21 protein-coding genes are annotated in these 16,934 nt (G+C 64.4%); 15 read left to right on the forward strand and 6 right to left on the reverse strand.

The window, feature by feature from the left end; all coding sequences use genetic code 11:
- The first annotated feature begins 2 nt into the window (after window positions 1-2).
- The 15 genes from QTH91_RS04310 (at window position 3) to QTH91_RS04380 (ending at window position 13,106) form a co-directional block, all read left to right on the forward strand.
- Window positions 3-428, forward strand: coding sequence for a gamma-butyrobetaine hydroxylase family protein (locus QTH91_RS04310; protein WP_286658785.1), 426 nt, complete (start codon window positions 3-5; stop codon window positions 426-428).
- 82 nt (window positions 429-510) lie between these two features.
- Window positions 511-1,242, forward strand: a complete 732-nt coding sequence (gene ubiE, locus QTH91_RS04315) for a bifunctional demethylmenaquinone methyltransferase/2-methoxy-6-polyprenyl-1,4-benzoquinol methylase UbiE (RefSeq protein ID WP_286658786.1) — start codon at window positions 511-513, stop codon at window positions 1,240-1,242.
- A gap of 28 nt (window positions 1,243-1,270) precedes the next feature.
- Entirely contained in the window at window positions 1,271-2,302 is a 1,032-nt protein-coding gene (locus tag QTH91_RS04320) for a Tim44 domain-containing protein (protein WP_286658787.1), read from the forward strand.
- 128 nt (window positions 2,303-2,430) lie between these two features.
- The gene (locus QTH91_RS04325) at window positions 2,431-2,982 is read left to right on the forward strand and encodes a ubiquinone biosynthesis accessory factor UbiJ (protein ID WP_286658788.1); all 552 of its coding nucleotides are present in this window, start codon (window positions 2,431-2,433) and stop codon (window positions 2,980-2,982) included.
- Window positions 2,979-4,544, forward strand: a complete 1,566-nt coding sequence (gene ubiB, locus QTH91_RS04330) for a ubiquinone biosynthesis regulatory protein kinase UbiB (protein ID WP_286658789.1) — start codon at window positions 2,979-2,981, stop codon at window positions 4,542-4,544. Before QTH91_RS04325 ends, ubiB begins: the two co-directional genes overlap by 4 nt.
- 40 nt (window positions 4,545-4,584) lie before the next feature.
- Complete coding sequence (locus QTH91_RS04335) at window positions 4,585-6,024, forward strand: high affinity choline transporter 1 (protein WP_286658790.1); 1,440 nt, start codon at window positions 4,585-4,587, stop codon at window positions 6,022-6,024.
- A 143-nt stretch (window positions 6,025-6,167) separates the two neighbouring features.
- Entirely contained in the window at window positions 6,168-6,524 is a 357-nt protein-coding gene (locus QTH91_RS04340; protein ID WP_286658791.1) for an FmdB family zinc ribbon protein, read from the forward strand.
- A gap of 20 nt (window positions 6,525-6,544) precedes the next feature.
- Window positions 6,545-7,162, forward strand: a complete 618-nt coding sequence (locus tag QTH91_RS04345) for a DUF502 domain-containing protein (protein ID WP_286658792.1) — start codon at window positions 6,545-6,547, stop codon at window positions 7,160-7,162.
- A 55-nt stretch (window positions 7,163-7,217) separates the two neighbouring features.
- On the forward strand, window positions 7,218-9,023 hold the full coding sequence (gene aspS / locus QTH91_RS04350) for an aspartate--tRNA ligase (protein WP_286658793.1): 1,806 nt from the start codon (window positions 7,218-7,220) through the stop codon (window positions 9,021-9,023).
- Between the two features lie 118 nt (window positions 9,024-9,141).
- Window positions 9,142-9,615: a dihydroneopterin triphosphate diphosphatase gene (gene nudB, locus QTH91_RS04355; RefSeq protein WP_286658794.1), complete on the forward strand. Its 474-nt coding sequence runs from the start codon at window positions 9,142-9,144 to the stop codon at window positions 9,613-9,615.
- On the forward strand, window positions 9,612-10,373 hold the full coding sequence (locus QTH91_RS04360) for an endonuclease/exonuclease/phosphatase family protein (protein ID WP_286658795.1): 762 nt from the start codon (window positions 9,612-9,614) through the stop codon (window positions 10,371-10,373). Before nudB ends, QTH91_RS04360 begins: the two co-directional genes overlap by 4 nt.
- An 80-nt stretch (window positions 10,374-10,453) precedes the next feature.
- Window positions 10,454-11,185, forward strand: a complete 732-nt coding sequence (folE, locus tag QTH91_RS04365) for a GTP cyclohydrolase I (protein ID WP_286658796.1) — start codon at window positions 10,454-10,456, stop codon at window positions 11,183-11,185.
- 4 nt (window positions 11,186-11,189) lie between these two features.
- Window positions 11,190-11,612, forward strand: a complete 423-nt coding sequence (locus QTH91_RS04370; RefSeq protein ID WP_286658797.1) for a BLUF domain-containing protein — start codon at window positions 11,190-11,192, stop codon at window positions 11,610-11,612.
- A gap of 24 nt (window positions 11,613-11,636) precedes the next feature.
- On the forward strand, window positions 11,637-12,485 hold the full coding sequence (locus QTH91_RS04375) for a DUF429 domain-containing protein (RefSeq protein ID WP_390368416.1): 849 nt from the start codon (window positions 11,637-11,639) through the stop codon (window positions 12,483-12,485).
- Window positions 12,486-12,608: 123 nt separating this feature from the next.
- Window positions 12,609-13,106 carry a BON domain-containing protein gene (locus tag QTH91_RS04380; RefSeq protein WP_286658799.1) on the forward strand — a complete coding sequence of 166 codons (498 nt, stop codon included), beginning with the start codon at window positions 12,609-12,611 and terminating at the stop codon, window positions 13,104-13,106.
- Window positions 13,107-13,176: 70 nt separating this feature from the next.
- Here the strand turns inward: QTH91_RS04380 and QTH91_RS04385 are convergent, their stop codons facing one another.
- The 6 genes from QTH91_RS04385 to QTH91_RS04410 form a co-directional block, all read right to left on the reverse strand.
- The gene (locus tag QTH91_RS04385) at window positions 13,177-13,731 is read right to left on the reverse strand and encodes a ferritin-like domain-containing protein (RefSeq protein WP_286658800.1); all 555 of its coding nucleotides are present in this window, start codon (window positions 13,729-13,731) and stop codon (window positions 13,177-13,179) included.
- Window positions 13,728-14,201, reverse strand: coding sequence for a hypothetical protein (locus QTH91_RS04390; RefSeq protein WP_286658801.1), 474 nt, complete (start codon window positions 14,199-14,201; stop codon window positions 13,728-13,730). Before QTH91_RS04390 ends, QTH91_RS04385 begins: the two co-directional genes overlap by 4 nt.
- Window positions 14,191-14,571: a hypothetical protein gene (locus QTH91_RS04395; RefSeq protein WP_286658802.1), complete on the reverse strand. Its 381-nt coding sequence runs from the start codon at window positions 14,569-14,571 to the stop codon at window positions 14,191-14,193. The genes QTH91_RS04390 and QTH91_RS04395 overlap by 11 nt, the downstream gene beginning before the upstream one ends.
- Window positions 14,572-14,690: 119 nt before the next feature.
- On the reverse strand, window positions 14,691-15,065 hold the full coding sequence (locus QTH91_RS04400) for a hypothetical protein (protein WP_286658803.1): 375 nt from the start codon (window positions 15,063-15,065) through the stop codon (window positions 14,691-14,693).
- 75 nt (window positions 15,066-15,140) lie between these two features.
- Window positions 15,141-15,305 (reverse strand): DUF1328 domain-containing protein, encoded by a 165-nt coding sequence (locus tag QTH91_RS04405; RefSeq protein ID WP_286658804.1) that lies wholly within the window; start codon window positions 15,303-15,305, stop codon window positions 15,141-15,143.
- Between the two features lie 122 nt (window positions 15,306-15,427).
- Window positions 15,428-16,885 (reverse strand): CHASE3 domain-containing protein, encoded by a 1,458-nt coding sequence (locus QTH91_RS04410; RefSeq protein ID WP_286658805.1) that lies wholly within the window; start codon window positions 16,883-16,885, stop codon window positions 15,428-15,430.
- Window positions 16,886-16,934 lie beyond the last annotated feature (49 nt).

Below are 16,934 nucleotides of genomic sequence, written 5' to 3' on the forward strand. Positions count from 1 at the left end.
GCATGGCAGGTTTGCAGTCTGGCGCACCGACGCCGGTGAACATCGTGGTCCACGGACAGTCGCGCGTGCTGGAGGTGAGCTTTTCCGATGGCGCGACGTTCCGCATCCCATTCGAGTTGATGCGCATCCATTCACCCTCGGCCGAAGTGCAAGGCCACGGTCCGGGGCAGGAGATCCTCCAGACCGGCAAGCGCATGGTGGAACTGGTCGACCTGCAGCCCGTGGGCAACTATGCCGTGCAACCCACCTTCAGCGACGGGCATGACTCGGGCATCTACTCATGGGACCTGCTCTACGACCTGGGCGCCCACCAGGCCCAGCGGTGGGCTGACTACGAGGCGCGTCTGGCGCAAGCCGGCGCCGATCGCGACGCCCCGATGCCCGACAAGGCGGCCGCTGGTGGCGCGCATGCCTGCGGCGGGCACTGACAAGGCTTTCCAAAAACCAAATGCCCGGTGAGGTTGCGGGGTCGTCGGGCCTTGCTGTGGGCTTTCGGCCTAACATCGGTGCATGGGAAGCACACATTTCGGTTTCGAGCAAGTCGAAGAACACGACAAGGCCAAGCGCGTCAGAGGAGTTTTCGACTCCGTAGCACCGAGCTACGACGTCATGAACGACCTGATGTCGGCAGGCCTGCATCGTGCCTGGAAGGCCTACACGCTCATGGTCGCCAACGTGCGCGAAGGCTCGCGTGTGCTGGACATCGCCGGCGGCACGGGAGACTTGTCGCTCGCCTTCTCGCGCAAGGTGGGTGCGTCGGGCGTGGTGGTGCATACCGACATCAACGAAGCCATGCTCCGCGTGGGCCGCGATCGCCTCATCGATGCCGGCGCTGCCTTGCCCACCTTGGTGTGCGACGCCGAACACCTGCCATTTGCAGACAACGAATTCGACGTGGTGAGCGTGGCCTTTGGCCTGCGCAACATGACGCACAAGGACGCGGCGCTCAAGGAAATGAACCGCGTACTCAAGCCGCGCGGCAAGTTGCTGGTGCTCGAATTCTCGAAGGTGGCCAAGCCGCTGGAGAAGGCCTACGACTGGTATTCGTTCCAGGTTCTGCCGCGTCTGGGCAAGCTGGTCGCTGGCGATGACGCCAGCTACCGCTATCTGGCCGAGTCCATCCGGATGCACCCGAGCCAGGAAGAACTGAAAACCCTCATGAAGGAGGGCGGTTTCGGTCACGTGGACTATCACAACATGACAGGCGGAATTGTCGCGCTGCATGTTGGAATCAAGTGCTGAGCAATCTGCACATCGACGAGGAGACGATATGAAGAAGCTGATTCCCGTTCTACTGAGCTGTGCGCTTGCATTGGCCAGCGTTCATGCCGAAGCCAAGCGCATGGGCGGCGGCGGCAAATCCTTTGGCCGCCAGTCGGGCAACGTGACGCAACGCGAAGCCGCGCCACCGACGGCGCCTGGCAACACCGCCAGCGGCGCTGCGGCACCCGGCAGCGGTGCGGCGGCTGCGCCGGCATCGGCTGCCGCTGCCAAGCCAGCGACCGCTGCCGGCACCGCTGCAGCGGCTGCTCCCAAGCGCCCGTGGGGCGCCATGCTCGGCGGCTTGGCTGCCGGTCTGGGTCTGGCCTGGTTGGCCAACGCGCTTGGCCTGGGGCCGGCATTTGCCAATATCCTCCTGATCCTGCTGGTGGTGATGGCCGGCCTGTTCATCTGGCGCATGTTCAGCGCTCGCGGGCAAGCCAAGGGCGGGTCGCGCCAGGGCGGCTTGGCATTCCAGGGCGCTGGCGGGCCGACCCACGCCAATGCTCCGGCGCAGTACAGCCCGAACAACGTGGGCAACGACGCTTCCGCTCGTCCTTGGGAACGCCACGGCACGGCGTTTGAATCCGTGACGGCGAGCAGCGGCACCGGCAGCCTGATCGGCTCGGCATTGTCGGGCGGACAGACCTGGGGCGTGCCGGCGGGCTTCGACACCGAAGGCTTTCTCACCGCGGCCAAGCGGAATTTCGTGACCCTTCAAGATGCCTGGGACAAGAGCGACATCTCCATGCTGCGCTCCATGATGACCGACGAGATGGTGCAAGAGATTCGCAGCCAGTTGGCCGAACGTGAGGCCCACACCGGTGGCCAGCCGAACAAGACCGAGGTGGTCATGCTCGAGGCGCATCTGCTGGGTATTGAAGAACTGCCCGACGTCTACATGGCCAGCGTCGAGTTCTCCGGAATGATTCGCGAAGACATGTCTGCCGGTCCGAGCCCGTTCCGCGAAGTCTGGAACATGACGCGCCCTGTCTCCGGCAAGTCCGGCTGGCTGGTGGCGGGCGTGCAGGCTCTGCAGTAGAGCCTGCGAACCGAAAAGCGAGATGCCGCCGCGCTGGCCTGGGGCCGGCGCGGCGGCATTTGCATAATTTGTGACCGGCGATGCACGCCGCAGGCGGTTTTGCCGAGCCGGCGCGGGATAATTGCGCGATGGCTACCTCCTCGTCTCCTTTCGCATTCCTGGGCGAACTCGCCGACAAGCTCGGAAGCCGCTTGCAGCCACCCGCTTGGGCGATCCACGAGATCCAGCATCGCGCGGTGCTGTTTCTCAATCATGTGCTTCAGCAGGAACCCGAGGCGCAAGAGCGCCTGGCGCGCCAGCAGGGGCGGGTGGTGGAAGTGCGTTGGCGCACCATCCTCATGCGGATTTCGGCCACGCCGGCCGGCCTGCTCGAACTGGCGCCAGAGGGCGCCACGCCCGACTTGACGCTCTGCATTGCCGAAGACTCGCCCGTTGGACTCGCGCAGTCCGCCATGCGCGGTGACAAGCCGCCAGTGCGCATCGTGGGAGACGTGCAACTGGCTGCCGAAGTGAATTGGCTGGTCGACCATGTGCGTTGGGACGTGGAAGAAGACCTGGCGAGGCTGATTGGTGACGTTCCGGCGCACACCATCGCCGAAACGGCGCGCAAGGTAGTGGGCACGCTGCGCCAGTTCATTGACAAGGCGGCACGAACCGGCAGCCCAGCGAAATCCGAATGAGCCGTCTCTATCGAGGCGCGTTCATCGTCTGGATCGCGCTGCGCTACGGCCTGGACGAACTGGTCCTCAACAGCTTCCAGAAGCCCTGGCTGCATGCCTTGGCGCGGCTGGTGTCGACGGGGCGCCGGCTGGACGCGCCGCGTGGCCAACGCCTGCGCGAAGCCCTGGAGCGGCTCGGCCCCATCTTCGTCAAGTTCGGCCAGGTGCTCTCGACACGGCGGGACCTGCTGCCGGCCGACATCGCCGACGAGTTGGCTTGGCTGCAGGACCGGGTGCCGCCGTTCGAATCGCAAGTGGCACGCAAGACCATCGAGCGCGCCTTTCACCGTCCGGTCGACCAGATCTTCGAGCAGTTCGACGACGTTCCGGTCGCCAGCGCGTCCATTGCCCAGGTGCACTTCGCCACCTTGCGCAAGGCGGACGGAAGCCTGCGCGAAGTGGCGGTCAAGGTGCTTCGTCCCGGCATGAGGGACGTGATCGAAAAAGACCTGGCGCTGATGGCCATGATGGCCGGCTGGGTCGAGAGCCTCTCGGCAGACGGCAAGCGTCTGAAGCCGCGCGAGGTGGTTTCGGAATTCGACAAGTACCTGCACGACGAACTCGACCTGGTGCGCGAAGCTGCAAACGCGGCGCAGTTGCGGCGCAACATGAGCAAGCTGGAGCTGGTGATGATCCCCGAGATGTTCTGGGACTATTGCCACCCGGAAGTCATGGTCATGGAGCGCATGAAGGGCGTGCCGATCGCCCAACTCGACCGGCTACGCGCCGCCGGCGTGGACGTGCCCAAGCTCGCGCGCGACGGCGTGACCATCTTTTTCACGCAGGTGTTCCGCGACGGCTTCTTTCATGCCGACATGCATCCGGGCAACATCCAGGTCAGCCTGGAGCCGGCCACGTTCGGCCGCTACATCGCCCTGGATTTCGGCATCATCGGCACGCTCACCGAGGTCGACAAGGAATACCTCGCGCAGAACTTCGCCGCCTTCTTCCGGCGTGACTACAAGCGGGTGGCCGAACTGCATCTGGAAAGCGGTTGGGTGCCCATGGGTACCCGCGTCGACGAACTCGAGGCGGCCATCCGCACCGTTTGCGAGCCTTACTTCGACCGGCCGCTGCGCGAGATCTCGCTGGGCATGGTGCTGATGCGCCTGTTCCAGACGTCCCGGCGCTTTCACGTCGAGATCCAGCCGCAGCTGGTGCTCCTGCAAAAGACCCTGCTCAACATCGAGGGGCTGGGCCGGCAGCTCGATCCGGATCTCGACCTGTGGGCCACCGCCAAGCCCTTCCTGGAAAAGTGGATGGTCGACCAGCTCGGCCCCAAGAAGCTGCTGCAACAGCTGCGTGCCGAGGCTCCCCGTCTGGCCAAGCTCCTCCCGCAACTGCCGCGGCTGCTGCACGACTACCTGGAGCAGCGTCCGGCCGATCATCGACGCGAGGTACAGGAATTGCTGGCAGCGCAAAAGCGAACCAACCGGCTGCTTCAGACCATCATCTACTCGGGCATCGGCTTCGTGCTCGGGTTGCTGGCAATGCAATTGCTAGTGCGTATCCGCCTGTTCTGACTTTTTCATTCCAACTTCGAAGACGCGAGGAGATCACCCCGTGCTGCTGTCCCTGGTCATCCTGTACCTCCTGGTCACCATCGCCATCGGCCTGTATGCGGCGCGCCGCGTCAAGAACACAACGGACTTCGCGATTGCGGGCCGTCACCTGCCGCTGTTCATGATCGTGACGACCACCTTCGCGACCTGGTTCGGCTCGGAAACGGTGCTGGGCATTCCCGCCAAGTTCATCGACAGCGGACTGGGCGGTGTCATCGAGGATCCGTTCGGTGCTGGCACCTGCCTGATCCTCGTGGGCCTGTTCTTCGCCGGAAAGCTCTACCGCATGACGCTGCTGACGATCAGCGACTACTACCGGGAACGCTACGGGCGCCTGGTCGAAGTGGCCTGCTCGCTGATCATCATGCTGAGCTACCTGGGCTGGGTTTCGGCGCAGGTGACCGCTCTGGGGCTCGTGTTCAATGTGCTTTCGGGCGGCGTGGTGAGCATCTCGATGGGCATGGTCATCGGCGTGCTGTCGATCCTGGCCTATACGCTCTTTGGCGGCATGTGGTCGGTGGCGGTGACCGATTTCATCCAGATGATCATCCTGGTGCTGGGCCTGGCGCTGCTGGCCGTCTTTGCCGGCAACATGGCTGGCGGGGCCGACAAGGTGATCGAGTTCGCTGCCAGCAAGGACCTGTTCCGCTTCTGGCCGGAGCCGAGCTTCAAGGACATGGTCTTCTTCCTGGCCGCGGCCTTGACGATGATGCTGGGGTCCATTCCGCAGCAGGACGTGTTTCAGCGCGTGATGTCGGCCAACAGCGTCAAGTCGGCGACGCGCGGTCCGGTCATCGGCGGCGTGGCCTACATCCTCTTCGCCTTCGTGCCCATGTTCCTGGTGGCCAGCGCGCTGCTCATCATGCCGGAGACCACGGCACAACTGCTCAAGGACGATCCGCAGCGCGTGCTGCCGACGCTGGTCCTCGAGAAGATGCCCTTCGTGATGCAGGTGATGTTCTTTGGCGCGCTGCTTTCGGCCATCAAGTCCACCGCCTCCGCTACCTTGCTCGCGCCGAGCGTCACCTTCACCGAAAACATCTGGCGGCAGTTCCGGCCGGCTGGCTCCGACAAGGCCAACCTGCGCACCATGCGCATCACCGTCCTGGTGTTCAGCGCGGCGGTGCTGGCCTATTCGATCCGGATGCAGGGCACCCCGATCTACGAACTGGTTTCTGGTGCCTATCAGGTGCCCCTGGTCGGCGCTTTCGTGCCGCTGGTCTGCGGCCTCTATTGGCAGCGCGCCACGACGCAGGGGGCGGTGTTCGCCGTGCTGCTGGGCATCGGGGTCTGGCTGGCGGGGCTGGCCATGCCCTGGGGCGAGGAGTTTCCCGCGCAACTGGCAGGCCTGCTCGCGTCGCTTGCCGGCATGGTGGCGGGATCCCTGGCGCCGCAATGGGTGTCCAACGTGCGCACGCCGCACCGGCCCCTGGCCGCCTGAAGCAGCGTATCGGCGCGGGCGAGCGACCATGCCGTGCCCGCGCACCCCGGAGAATTCCAGGGGCGCCCTTTATAATCAAAGGCTTTGCTGGCGGGGCCCATCCCGTGGTTTTAGCCCGCCTCGCTCCACGCTTTTCATCCCAAATGCCTATCTACGCCTACAAGTGCAGTGCCTGTGGCCATGCCAAGGACGTGCTGCAGAAGATGTCCGACGCTCCGCTGACTGACTGCCCCGCCTGCGGCGCACCCGCGTTCAGCAAACAGCTGACGGCGGCGGGCTTCCAGCTCAAGGGTTCCGGCTGGTACGTCACCGACTTCCGCGACGGTGGCAGCAACACGGGCAAGAGCACGCCGGCCACCGCCGCGAAGTCGGATGGGGCTACTGCCGACAGTTCGGCTGGCGCAAGCGCCGCACCGGCGGCGACACCCGCTGCCGCGCCTGCCGCCGCTCCGGCTCAGGCGCCGGCAGCCGCGGCCCCTTCGGCCGGCAACTCTTCCTGATCGAAGGACTGCGCCCCGCCATGCTCGCTTTGCGCAAGTGGTTCCTATCCGGCCTGTTGGTCATCGTGCCCTTGGCGATCACCTTGTGGGTGCTCGACTGGATCATCGGCACGCTGGACCAGACCCTGTGGCTTCTGCCGACCGACTGGCAACAGTGGCTGGCGCAGCATCGAGTCAGGGGCCTTGGCGTTCTGCTCACGCTGGCCGTGCTGCTCGGCGTCGGCGCCGTCGCCAGCAACTTCATCGGCAAGCGCCTTCTTGGTTGGGGCGATGCGCTGGTGCGCCGCATTCCGGTGGTGCGGTCAATCTATTCCAGCGTCAAACAGGTTTCCGATACGCTGTTCTCGGAAAGCGGCAACGCCTTTCGCACCGCGGTCCTGATCGAATGGCCGCGTCCGGGCGTCTGGACCATCGCCTTCGTCACCGGCACGCCGGGCGGCGACGTGAGAAACCACCTGCAGGGCGAATACCTGGGCGTGTATGTGCCCACCACGCCGAACCCGACGGGCGGCTACTTCGTGATGCTGCGGCGCACGGACTGCATTGAACTCAAGATGAGCGTCGACGAGGCGCTCAAGTACATCGTGTCGATGGGCGTCGTGGTGCCAGGTGGCCCCGAAGCGCTCGCGCACGCCTGACCGACGAAACGAGAGAGAAGAAGGAGTAGGCGCCCCAGTCGGCGCCACAACAGCCATGCCGATGCGAACACAATACTGCGGTCTCGTGACCGAAGCCCTGCTGGGCCAAACCGTCACTCTGTGCGGCTGGGTCAATCGTCGACGCGACCACGGCGGCGTGATCTTCATCGACCTGCGCGATCGCGAAGGCAACGTCCAAGTGGTGTGCGACCCCGATCGCGCCGACAGCTTCGCCGTGGCGGAAGGTCTGCGCAACGAGTTCTGCGTCCAGGTCACCGGCCTGGTTCGCGGCCGCCCTGACGGCACCACCAACGACAACCTCAAGAGCGGCAAGATCGAGGTCTTGTGCCATGAACTGAAGGTGCTCAACCCCTCGGTCACGCCGCCTTTCCTGCTCGACGACGACAACCTGAGCGAGACCACGCGCCTCACGCACCGCGTGCTCGATCTGCGCCGGCCCGTCATGCAGAACAACCTGATGACGCGCTACCGGGTCACGATGGAAGTGCGCAAGTTCCTCGATGCCAATGGCTTCATCGACATCGAGACGCCCATGCTGGGCAAGTCCACGCCCGAGGGTGCCCGCGACTATCTGGTGCCCAGCCGCGTGCATGACGGCAGCTTCTTCGCGCTGCCCCAATCGCCCCAGCTCTTCAAGCAGCTGCTGATGGTCGCCGGCTACGACCGCTATTACCAGATCGTCAAGTGCTTCCGCGACGAAGACCTGCGCGCCGACCGCCAGCCCGAATTCACGCAGATCGACATCGAGACCTCCTTCCTGGCCGAGGACGAGATCCGCGAGATGTTCGAGGGCATGATCCGCAAGGTGTTCCGCGCCGCCGCGAACATCGACCTGCCCCCGTTCCCCACCATGACCTACGGCGACGCGATGTTCAAGTACGGTTCGGACAAGCCTGACCTCCGGGTCAAGCTCGAGTTCACCGAGTTGACCGAAGTGATGCGTTCGGTGGAGTTCAAGGTGTTCTCCGGCGCGGCCAACATGAAGGGCGGTCGCGTCGTCGCACTGCGCATCCCTGGCGGCGGTGCCGAGGGCGGCCTTTCGCGCGGCGAGATCGACGGCTACACCGAGTTCGTCAAGATCTATGGCGCCAAGGGCTTGGCGTACATCAAGGTCAACGACGCGGCGGCCGGCCGCGACGGCCTGCAAAGCCCCATCGTCAAGAACCTCGACGATGCCGCGCTGGCCGAGATCATTGCGCGCACCGGCGCTCGCGATGGCGACCTGATCTTCTTCGGTGCCGACAAGGCCAAGGTGGTCAACGACGCCATCGGCGCGTTGCGCGTCAAGATCGGCCACAGCCCCTTCGGCAAGAAGGCCGGTCTGTTCGACGACCGTTGGGCGCCGCTCTGGGTGGTGGACTTCCCGATGTTCGAGTACGACGAGGAAGGCCAGCGCTGGTCCGCGGTTCACCATCCGTTCACCTCGCCGAAGGACGGTCACGAAGACCTGATGGACTCGGCTCCCGATCAATGCCTGGCCAAGGCCTACGACATGGTGCTCAACGGCATCGAGATGGGTGGCGGCTCGGTGCGTATTCACCGCGAGGAAGTGCAGAGCAAGGTGTTCCGCGCCCTCAAGATCAACGCCGAGGACGCGCAGGCCAAGTTCGGCTTCCTGCTCGACGCGCTGCAGTACGGCGCGCCGCCTCATGGCGGCATCGCCATCGGCCTGGACCGTCTGGTCATGTTGATGACCGGCGCGGAGTCCATCCGTGACGTGATCGCATTTCCCAAGACCCAACGTGCTCAGGACTTGCTCACGCAGGCCCCTAGCCCTGTCGACGAGAAGCAACTGCGCGAATTGCACATCCGCTTGCGCAACACGCCCAAGGCGGAATAAACCGCAGCGGCGCCCAAAATGCGCCCTGCCGTGTCGCTTGACCAAAGCGGCAGGGCAGGGCGCTTTTTTTCATCTATGCTGCCTTGTCGAGTCCCAGCCGCTGAACCAAAACGCAGACATGGGTGATCAAGCCAGGCCTTTCAAGATTCCTGAATCCGTGCTCGTGGTCGTCCACACCCCGCGACGCGAGGTGCTGCTGATCGAGCGGGCCGATGCGCCTGGCTTCTGGCAGTCGGTGACCGGCAGCAAGGACCATCCGGACGAGCCACTGGCGCTCACCGCAGCGCGTGAGGTCTGGGAAGAGACCGGCATCCATTGCGCCGAAGGAACGCCGCTGGCCCAGTGTCTGCGGCCTTGGGGCATCGTCAACGAGTACGACATCTATCCGCGCTACCTGCATCGCTACGCACCGGGCGTTCTGCGCAATCGCGAGCACCTGTTCGGACTGTGCGTGCCCGAGCCCGTGACGCCCGTGCTGAGCCCGCGCGAGCACACGGCCTGGCGGTGGCTGCCCTGGCGCGAGGCGGCCGATGCATGCTATTCGCCGTCGAACGCCGAAGCCATTCTCTTGCTGCCACAATTTATGGGATGAGCGAACCCAGCGAACATCCAGCCAACAGGCTTCGCGTCGCAACCTACAACATCCACAAGGGTGTGCAGGGCGTCGGGCCGGTGCGGCGGTTGGAGATCCACAACCTGGGCCATGCCATCGAGCAACTCGATGCCGACATCGTGTGCCTCCAGGAAGTGCGCAAGATGAACCGCAAGGCCGCCATCCATTTTCCGCGCTGGCCCGAACTGCCCCAGGCGGATTTCCTGGCCCCGGAAGGCTACACGGCGGTCTATGAGACCAATGCGATCACCCGCCACGGCGAGCACGGCAATGCGCTGCTGACGCGCTGGCCGGTGCTGCACAAGTCGCATCGGGACATCTCCGATCATCGGTTCGAGCAGCGAGGCCTCCTGCATGTGGTCATCGAGGTGGAGGGGGTTCCGGTGCACGCCATCGTGGTGCACCTGGGGCTGATCAAGGGCAGCCGCGTGCGCCAGGTGGCCCAGTTGCGCGACTTCATCGAGAAGGAAATCCCGCCCGACGAGCGCCTCGTGGTGGCGGGCGACTTCAACGACTGGGGCGCGCGTATGCGCTATGCCATGAATGCCATGGGCCTGCGCGATTCCGGCGACCTGCGCGGGCCGCGCATCCTGACCTATCCGTCCCGCATGCCGCTGACGCAGTTGGACTTCATCTACGCCCGCCACATGTCGGTGACCGAATGCGCGGTGCCGCGGGGTGCGATCTGGGCTCGCATGTCGGACCACTTGCCGCTCGTCAGCGACTTCTCGCTATGAATTCAGTAGCAGAAGATCCGCGCCGTGGTTGATTCTCCCGCCCAGTGCGCGGGCAAAGCGTTGCCTGATACCATCCGGGCATGCTGACCAAGATCGACGCCAAGCTGCGCCCCGTTGAAAGCGGCGCCGATGAAGGCACGCCTGTTTCCGTGAAGATCCGCGAGCGGGTGAAAGCCGCGCGCCGACGCTACAACGCCAACGACAACATCGCGGAGTTCATCGAACCTGGCGAACTCGAAGCCCTGCTCGACGAGGTCGAGGAAAAGATGAAGGGCGTCCTCGACAGCCTGGTCATCGACGTCGAGAACGATCACAACACCAGTGCCACCGCGCGGCGCGTGGCCAAGATGTACGTCAACGAAGTGTTCCGCGGGCGCTATGTCACGGCGCCTTCGCTCACCGAGTTCCCGAACGCCGAGCGGCTCAACGAGTTGATGATCGTCGGCCCCATCACGGTGCGCAGCGCCTGCTCGCACCACTTCTGCCCGATCATCGGCAAGCTGTGGATCGGCGTGATGCCCAACGAGCACACCAACGTGATCGGCCTGTCCAAGTACGCGCGCCTGGCCGAATGGGTCATGGGCCGTCCGCAGATCCAGGAAGAAGCGGTGGTGCAGTTGGCCGACCTGATCCAGGAAAAGACCCAGCCCGACGGCCTTGCGCTGGTCATGGAGGCCGAGCACTTCTGCATGCAGTGGCGCGGTGTCAAGGAGATGGACAGCAAGATGATCAACTCCGTCATGCGAGGCGCCTTCCTCAAGGACGCGTCGCTGCGACGCGAATTCCTGTCGCTGCTGCCTCGAAAGGCCTGACGCCATGCTTGTTCGCCTGCTCTACGCCAGCCGTGCGGTCGATGCCAGCCCGGAAGCCATTGAGGCGATCCTTTCGCAGTCTAGGCAACACAACACCTCGTGCGGCATCACCGGCATCCTGTGCTACGGCGGTGGCGTGTTCCTGCAGGCGATCGAAGGCGGGCGTGCGGCCATCAACGAGCTCTACGCACACATCGTGGCGGACTCTCGCCACAAGGACGTGCAACTGCTGCACTACGAGGAAATCAGCGAGCGGCGATTCGGCGGCTGGACCATGGGACAGGTCAACCTGACCAAGGTCCATGCGTCCATCCTTTTGCGCTATTCCGAGCGGCCCGTCCTCGATCCGTACGTCGTCTCCGGCAAGGTCTCGATGGCGCTGCTCGAGGAACTGATGGCCACCGCATCCATCGTCGGGCGCAGCTGAGTCCCTGAGCATTTCCGCATGCGCATGCCGACGCGCATCCTGCTCGGCTGCGATTTCTCCAGCGCGCCGACAAAGCGCAAGAACATCGTCGTGGCCGTCGGAGCACGGCAGGCCGAAGACGCCGTGCGCCTCTCGGCGCTTCACCGCTTCTCTTCGCTCGATGACTGGTCGGCCTGGCTGGCGGCCCAGAGTGCCTGGGTAGGGGGCTTTGACTTGCCGTTCGGCTTGCCGCGGGAGCTGGTCGAGACGCTGCACTGGCCCGGACAATGGGCCGCTTTGATGGCGCACTATGGCCAGTTGGAGCGCTCCGAAATCCGCCGGCAATTCTCCGGCTTCTGCGCATCGCGGCCGGCGGGTGGCAAGTTCGCGCATCGAGCCACCGATGGCCCGGCTGGCTCAAGCCCATCCATGAAATGGGTCAATCCGCCGGTGGCGTGGATGCTGCATGCCGGTGTGCCGCGCCTGCTGGCAATCGGCGCGCATTTCCCGGCCCATCAGCCCATTCCCGAGCGCACACCGCCACGCATCGCGTTGGAAGCCTACCCAGGCCTTCTGGCTCGGCAACTCATCGGCCGCACCAGCTACAAGAGCGACGAGGCGGGTCGCCAGACCATCGAGCGCCGGCAGGCTCGCGAGCAGATGCTGACGGCGCTTCTGGAGGGACGCACTGAGCTGGGCCTCAAGCTTGATATCGACACCGCGCAGGCGAATGCGCTCGTCGAAGACGGCAGTGGCGACGCGCTCGATGCCGTGCTGTGCCTGGTCCAGGCGGCCTGGGCGCTGCGCCATCAAGACACGCCAGGCCCAGGCTACGGCTTGCCGCCCGACATCGATCCGGTCGAAGGGTGGATCCTCTGCGCGAAGCGTCCGTAATACGGATCCGATTTGCTCCTACATCGCCTGGCAGCGGCGACAGACGCGTGCCTCGGCTCGATCACCCTAATGTGCACTCCAAGGTCGCGCGCTTCGCGCGGCCGAAAGAAAAGGAGAAATGAAATGCCCCGATATCCATTTGCAGGAATGAGCTTCCGACGCGCTGGCTGCGCCGTAGCCCTCGCTGGTTTGTCGCTCGCGATCGTGGGATGCGACAACGCCGACAACCGCACTGCCGGCCAAAAGCTCGACGACACCATTGCCCGCACCGAGAAGGCGGCTGACGAGGTGGCGGACAAGACAGCCCGCATCGCCAGCGAAGCCAAACAGCATGTGGAAAATTCAAACCTTCCCGAACGCATGGCCGACGCCGCGCGCGACGCGGGCAAGGCGGTCGCCAAGGCCACGGACGACGCCACCATCACCGCTTCGGTCAACGCGGACCTGGCCAAGGACCCCCAGTTGAGTGCATTGCGCATCGACGTCGATACCAACGCCGGCAAGGTCACCCTCAGCGGACCCGCGCCGACCGCCCAGGCCAAGGAACGTGCCGAACAGATCGCCCGCAATGTCGAAGGCGTGAGCTCGGTCGACAACCGGCTTGAAGTGAAGTCGATGTAGTTTCCGATCCTCGCCGCGAAAAAAAGCCCTGGCACGCCAGGGCTTCATTTTTTTGCCGCTCGGTGACCGGTCAGTTGTCCAGCCAGTCTTTCAGCTCGTCAGCGTGTTCTTCCTCGTCGGCGAGGATCTCTTCGAGCATGCGACGGGTGGTCGGGTCCTTGTCACCGATCAACGCGATCATCTGGCGATAGCTTTCGACGGCGACGCGCTCGGCAATCAGGTTGGCGCGAACCATGTCGCGCAGCTCGCTCGACTCGTCGTAATCGGCGTGGCTGCGTTCGAGCAGCGTGGCCGGAGAAAAGTCGGGTTCGCCGCCGAGCTGGACGATGCGCTCGGCAAGCTTGTCGGCGTGAGCGCTTTCCTCATTGGCATGAACGAGGAACTCGTCCGCGATGGCGGGCGACGAGACGCCGTGGGCGGTGAAGTAGTGGCGCTTGTAACGCAGGATGCAGACAAGCTCGGTGGCGAGGGCATCGTTCAACAACTTGACGATGTCATCGCGCCAGGGGCCATAGCTCGGCGTGACGGCGCCATCGTCCAATTGCTTGGCGGCGGCCTTGAGGGCCTCTTGGTCGAGTTGGAGGCGTTCGGCGCCGTTGTCTCGGCTTTGCGGAGCGGACTTCATGGTGTGCTTCCTTTCGTGGGGGATGAACTTCGAGTCATGAGCGTGTTGACGACGCCGGCGAGTTCAGAGGTTTTCAGCAATGCTGCGATGGCGGCAGACAGGGTCAACAGACGCCAAGGACGGGTCAGCACCACCAGGGCGCCGACGCCGGCCGAGGCAGCCATCAGCGCGACAGGCCTTTCGTGCGCCGCGCGTTCTGCCAGCGGTCGCGCCATCTGCACTGCGGCGTGGAGGGGATGACGTTGCCACCAGTGCCCCAGCAGGCGCTGGGCGATCGGCAACCAGACGAAGCGGGGGGCGCGTTTGCGTGAAGGATTCGGGAGCGTTGAACGTAGAGCAGCGCGCGCAGGGTCGCGTGCGTTCCTCGCCGGACGGTCGCCGCGCAAGGTCTCGACGAGCGCATGGCGCGACATCGCAAGGCGCTCCTGCGCGCTGGGCTCATGAGCCTCGAATGAATGATCAGCGGCCACGTTCTTCTCCGATCAGGTGAAGGGCTTCGACGTCCGCATCGATCTGAGCCTTGACTTCTTCGAAGCCCGCCAAATCAGTGTGACGGGTCGCCACATACGCGCCAACGAGCGCGACGAGGACTGCAATCGCGGGCACGATCACCAACACCCAATGGAATTGCCCGTGCATCACGCCGAGCATCACGGCGATGCCAATCAGCCCCAGAGCCATCAGCGCACTGATGACTGCCGTGACTCCCGCAATCGTGCGTCCAATGAGGCGTTTGCCCGTCTGGCCTGCCTCCTCACGAACCAGCATCGCATAGTTGGCCAGATGGTCTGCGACCAACTCGGGATGGCTCAACAGGGTTGTGTAGATGGGATGCAGCATGGTCCACGCAATTCGCCGAACGCGTTGCGAACGAGTTGAAGTCAGGAAGCTCAGGCTCGGCGGGCGAGCGAACGGCCAGGGTGCTGGCCGGGCAGGGCGGGTGCCGCCCTGCTGGACGTTCAGTCGTCCTGGCCGCGCGTTGCGAGGACCAGCAGTGCCGTCACGGCAGCGCCTGCCAGGGCGGCGAGCAGGATAGAGCGCACGGGTTGGTCGGCGATGTATTGGCCAGTGCGATCGGCAGCGGTTTCGAACTGCTTCTGAGCGCGGGCGCTGGTGCGCGACGCCGATTCCAGCCCACGCTGCACGGCCTGCTGGACGCGTGCGGCCAACTGTTCCATGGCAGGCTCAGCGTCGCGGCGAAGATCGCGCACCTTTTCGCCAGCGGCGTTGACCGCGTTCTGTGCGTAGCTGCGGCTGCTTTCGACAGCGTCGTTGGCCGTGCTGCGCAGTTCGTCGGCCAATTCGGCGGCGGACTTGGAGGTAGAAGAGTTCATGATGACTTCCCTTTCAGAATCAAGATTGAGGCGGTCTTGCAAGATTGCAGATCAAGCGTAAGGATCGTAGTCCCGTCACCCGCGGCGCAGCAAGCCTGCGATGAAGCCAGCCAGCGCCAGCACTGCGAAGATGACGAACAGCAGCTTGGCGATTCCCGCCGCACTGGCCGCGATCCCGCCGAAGCCCAGAACGGCTGCAATCAATGCAATGACGAGAAAAACGACGGCGTAGTGCAGCATCTTCGACTCCTTCGGGACTGAACCCGGACATGTTCAAGCGTGGTGATCTGATCGCCATTCGGGTCGTATGAGAACCCGAGTGGCTTGTCCATGACCATACCGACCGCCCTTGTGTCGAAGTGTCAGTCGCCAGGGGTGCGCTGCGTAGGATTGAGGCCAATGACCGCTGCCTCGGGTTCGACGATGGCGCCCACAGCCTCGCGAACCTCGCGCGACGGAGGCACGACTTCGGACCCAAGCGAACCGGCGATCTGGGAGGTTGACGGAAGCATGGCCCAAAGACGCGTACCTTTTCCCGGCGCCGAGGTGATGCGCAGCGTTCCCCTTGCCGCTTCCACCCGATGGCGCATGCCGGCCAGTCCATGGGTGGCAGGCCGCATGTGCTCCACATCGAAGCCCTGGCCGTCGTCGGTGACCTCGACCTCGACGTGCCTTCCGTAGTCCTTCAGCACGATCGTGGCGGTCGTGGCCTTGGCGTACTTGCCGATGTTGGTCAGGCTTTCTTGCACCAGGCGGTAGACGGTGAGCTGGCGACTTTCGTCGAGCGAGACGGGCTCCAGCAGCATCTCGACCTCGATACCGGCGCGTTCGGCGAATTCGCGGCCCAGGATCTCCAGGGAGGCGACCAGACCCAGGTTGGACAGGGAAGACGGGCGAAGGTCTTCGATGATGCGGCGCTTGAGCGCGATGCCGCTGTTGAGCTGGTCCACCAAGTGCTGAAGGCGTTCGCTGGCTTCGGGCGAATCGGTCAAGCGCGACTTCAGCCGCGCTGCGTCCAACTTGGCGGCGGTGAGCAGCGAGCCCAGTTCATCGTGCAGTTCGCGCGCCAGGAAGCCGCGTTCGTGCTCACGCACGTCTTGCAGGTGCGTCGCCAGTTCCCGCAGACTGGCTGTCCGCTCTCGAACTTCGCCCTCCAGCGCGTTCCGCTCCTGCTGCAGGGCCTCCTGCTGGCGCTGGTCGATTTCGCGCAACCGATGCGTCTGTCGCAAGTAAAGGTAGAAGGCAAAGATGCCTGCCAGCGCCACCAGTGCAATGCCCAGCCGCGCCATCCGAAGCGATCGGCCGATCTGCGTCTGCCCCGCGCGGAGGGAATCGTCGGACAGCGCCAGCAGACCGGCTGTTTCGGCGCGAATCGCGGCCATCTCCTCGCGCCCGACGTCGGTGGTGAGAACGAACTTCCAGGCGTCCTCATTGCCGGCGGTGCGCAGGCGCACGCTCATCTCCATCTCGGCGAGTTTGCGCGACACATGCTCGGAAAGCGACGCGAGCCTTGCGGCCTCCACCGGCTTGTCCGCATAGAGCTTGCGCAAGGCGGCAAACTGATTGGAAATCTGCTTGACCGCCTCGTCGTAAGGTTCGCGGTAGCGCGGCTCACCGGTCAACAGATAGCCCCGTTGCCCGGTTTCGGCGTCCAGCAGACTCTGGACGAGGGAATTGAGCACCAGACGCTCGCCTTGCGCTTCTCCGATGGCGGCAAGTGCACGGCTCGACTGACTGTAGCCGGCCTCGTTGATGCCCACCAATACCAGAGCCGCCAGCAACGCCAGTCCCAGCGTCAACGCTGTAGGACGAGTTGCCATCCAGTTTTGAAGGTGTCGTCCGACAGAGCGCAGCGATGATCCGTGAATA

Source organism: Variovorax dokdonensis (genome assembly GCF_030316895.1).
Taxonomy (GTDB): Bacteria; Pseudomonadota; Gammaproteobacteria; order Burkholderiales; family Burkholderiaceae_C; genus Variovorax; species Variovorax dokdonensis.

What these genes read in the sequence shown, in the direction of transcription:
- QTH91_RS04340 (WP_286658791.1), top strand. Translation starts at nt 6,168, where the DNA reads ATGCCTATCTACGCCTACAAGTGCAGTGCCTGTGGCCATGCCAAGGAC.
- ubiB (WP_286658789.1), top strand. Translation starts at nt 2,979, where the DNA reads ATGAGCCGTCTCTATCGAGGCGCGTTCATCGTCTGGATCGCGCTGCGC.
- QTH91_RS04380 (WP_286658799.1), top strand. Translation starts at nt 12,609, where the DNA reads ATGCCCCGATATCCATTTGCAGGAATGAGCTTCCGACGCGCTGGCTGC.
- QTH91_RS04385 (WP_286658800.1), bottom strand. Translation starts at nt 13,731, where the DNA reads ATGAAGTCCGCTCCGCAAAGCCGAGACAACGGCGCCGAACGCCTCCAA.
- nudB (WP_286658794.1), top strand. Translation starts at nt 9,142, where the DNA reads ATGGGTGATCAAGCCAGGCCTTTCAAGATTCCTGAATCCGTGCTCGTG.
- QTH91_RS04395 (WP_286658802.1), bottom strand. Translation starts at nt 14,571, where the DNA reads ATGCTGCATCCCATCTACACAACCCTGTTGAGCCATCCCGAGTTGGTC.
- QTH91_RS04325 (WP_286658788.1), top strand. Translation starts at nt 2,431, where the DNA reads ATGGCTACCTCCTCGTCTCCTTTCGCATTCCTGGGCGAACTCGCCGAC.
- QTH91_RS04345 (WP_286658792.1), top strand. Translation starts at nt 6,545, where the DNA reads ATGCTCGCTTTGCGCAAGTGGTTCCTATCCGGCCTGTTGGTCATCGTG.
- QTH91_RS04370 (WP_286658797.1), top strand. Translation starts at nt 11,190, where the DNA reads ATGCTTGTTCGCCTGCTCTACGCCAGCCGTGCGGTCGATGCCAGCCCG.
- QTH91_RS04400 (WP_286658803.1), bottom strand. Translation starts at nt 15,065, where the DNA reads ATGAACTCTTCTACCTCCAAGTCCGCCGCCGAATTGGCCGACGAACTG.
- QTH91_RS04320 (WP_286658787.1), top strand. Translation starts at nt 1,271, where the DNA reads ATGAAGAAGCTGATTCCCGTTCTACTGAGCTGTGCGCTTGCATTGGCC.
- aspS (WP_286658793.1), top strand. Translation starts at nt 7,218, where the DNA reads ATGCCGATGCGAACACAATACTGCGGTCTCGTGACCGAAGCCCTGCTG.
- folE (WP_286658796.1), top strand. Translation starts at nt 10,454, where the DNA reads ATGCTGACCAAGATCGACGCCAAGCTGCGCCCCGTTGAAAGCGGCGCC.
- QTH91_RS04410 (WP_286658805.1), bottom strand. Translation starts at nt 16,885, where the DNA reads ATGGCAACTCGTCCTACAGCGTTGACGCTGGGACTGGCGTTGCTGGCG.
- QTH91_RS04360 (WP_286658795.1), top strand. Translation starts at nt 9,612, where the DNA reads ATGAGCGAACCCAGCGAACATCCAGCCAACAGGCTTCGCGTCGCAACC.
- QTH91_RS04405 (WP_286658804.1), bottom strand. Translation starts at nt 15,305, where the DNA reads ATGCTGCACTACGCCGTCGTTTTTCTCGTCATTGCATTGATTGCAGCC.
- QTH91_RS04310 (WP_286658785.1), top strand. Translation starts at nt 3, where the DNA reads ATGGCAGGTTTGCAGTCTGGCGCACCGACGCCGGTGAACATCGTGGTC.
- ubiE (WP_286658786.1), top strand. Translation starts at nt 511, where the DNA reads ATGGGAAGCACACATTTCGGTTTCGAGCAAGTCGAAGAACACGACAAG.
- QTH91_RS04375 (WP_390368416.1), top strand. Translation starts at nt 11,637, where the DNA reads ATGCCGACGCGCATCCTGCTCGGCTGCGATTTCTCCAGCGCGCCGACA.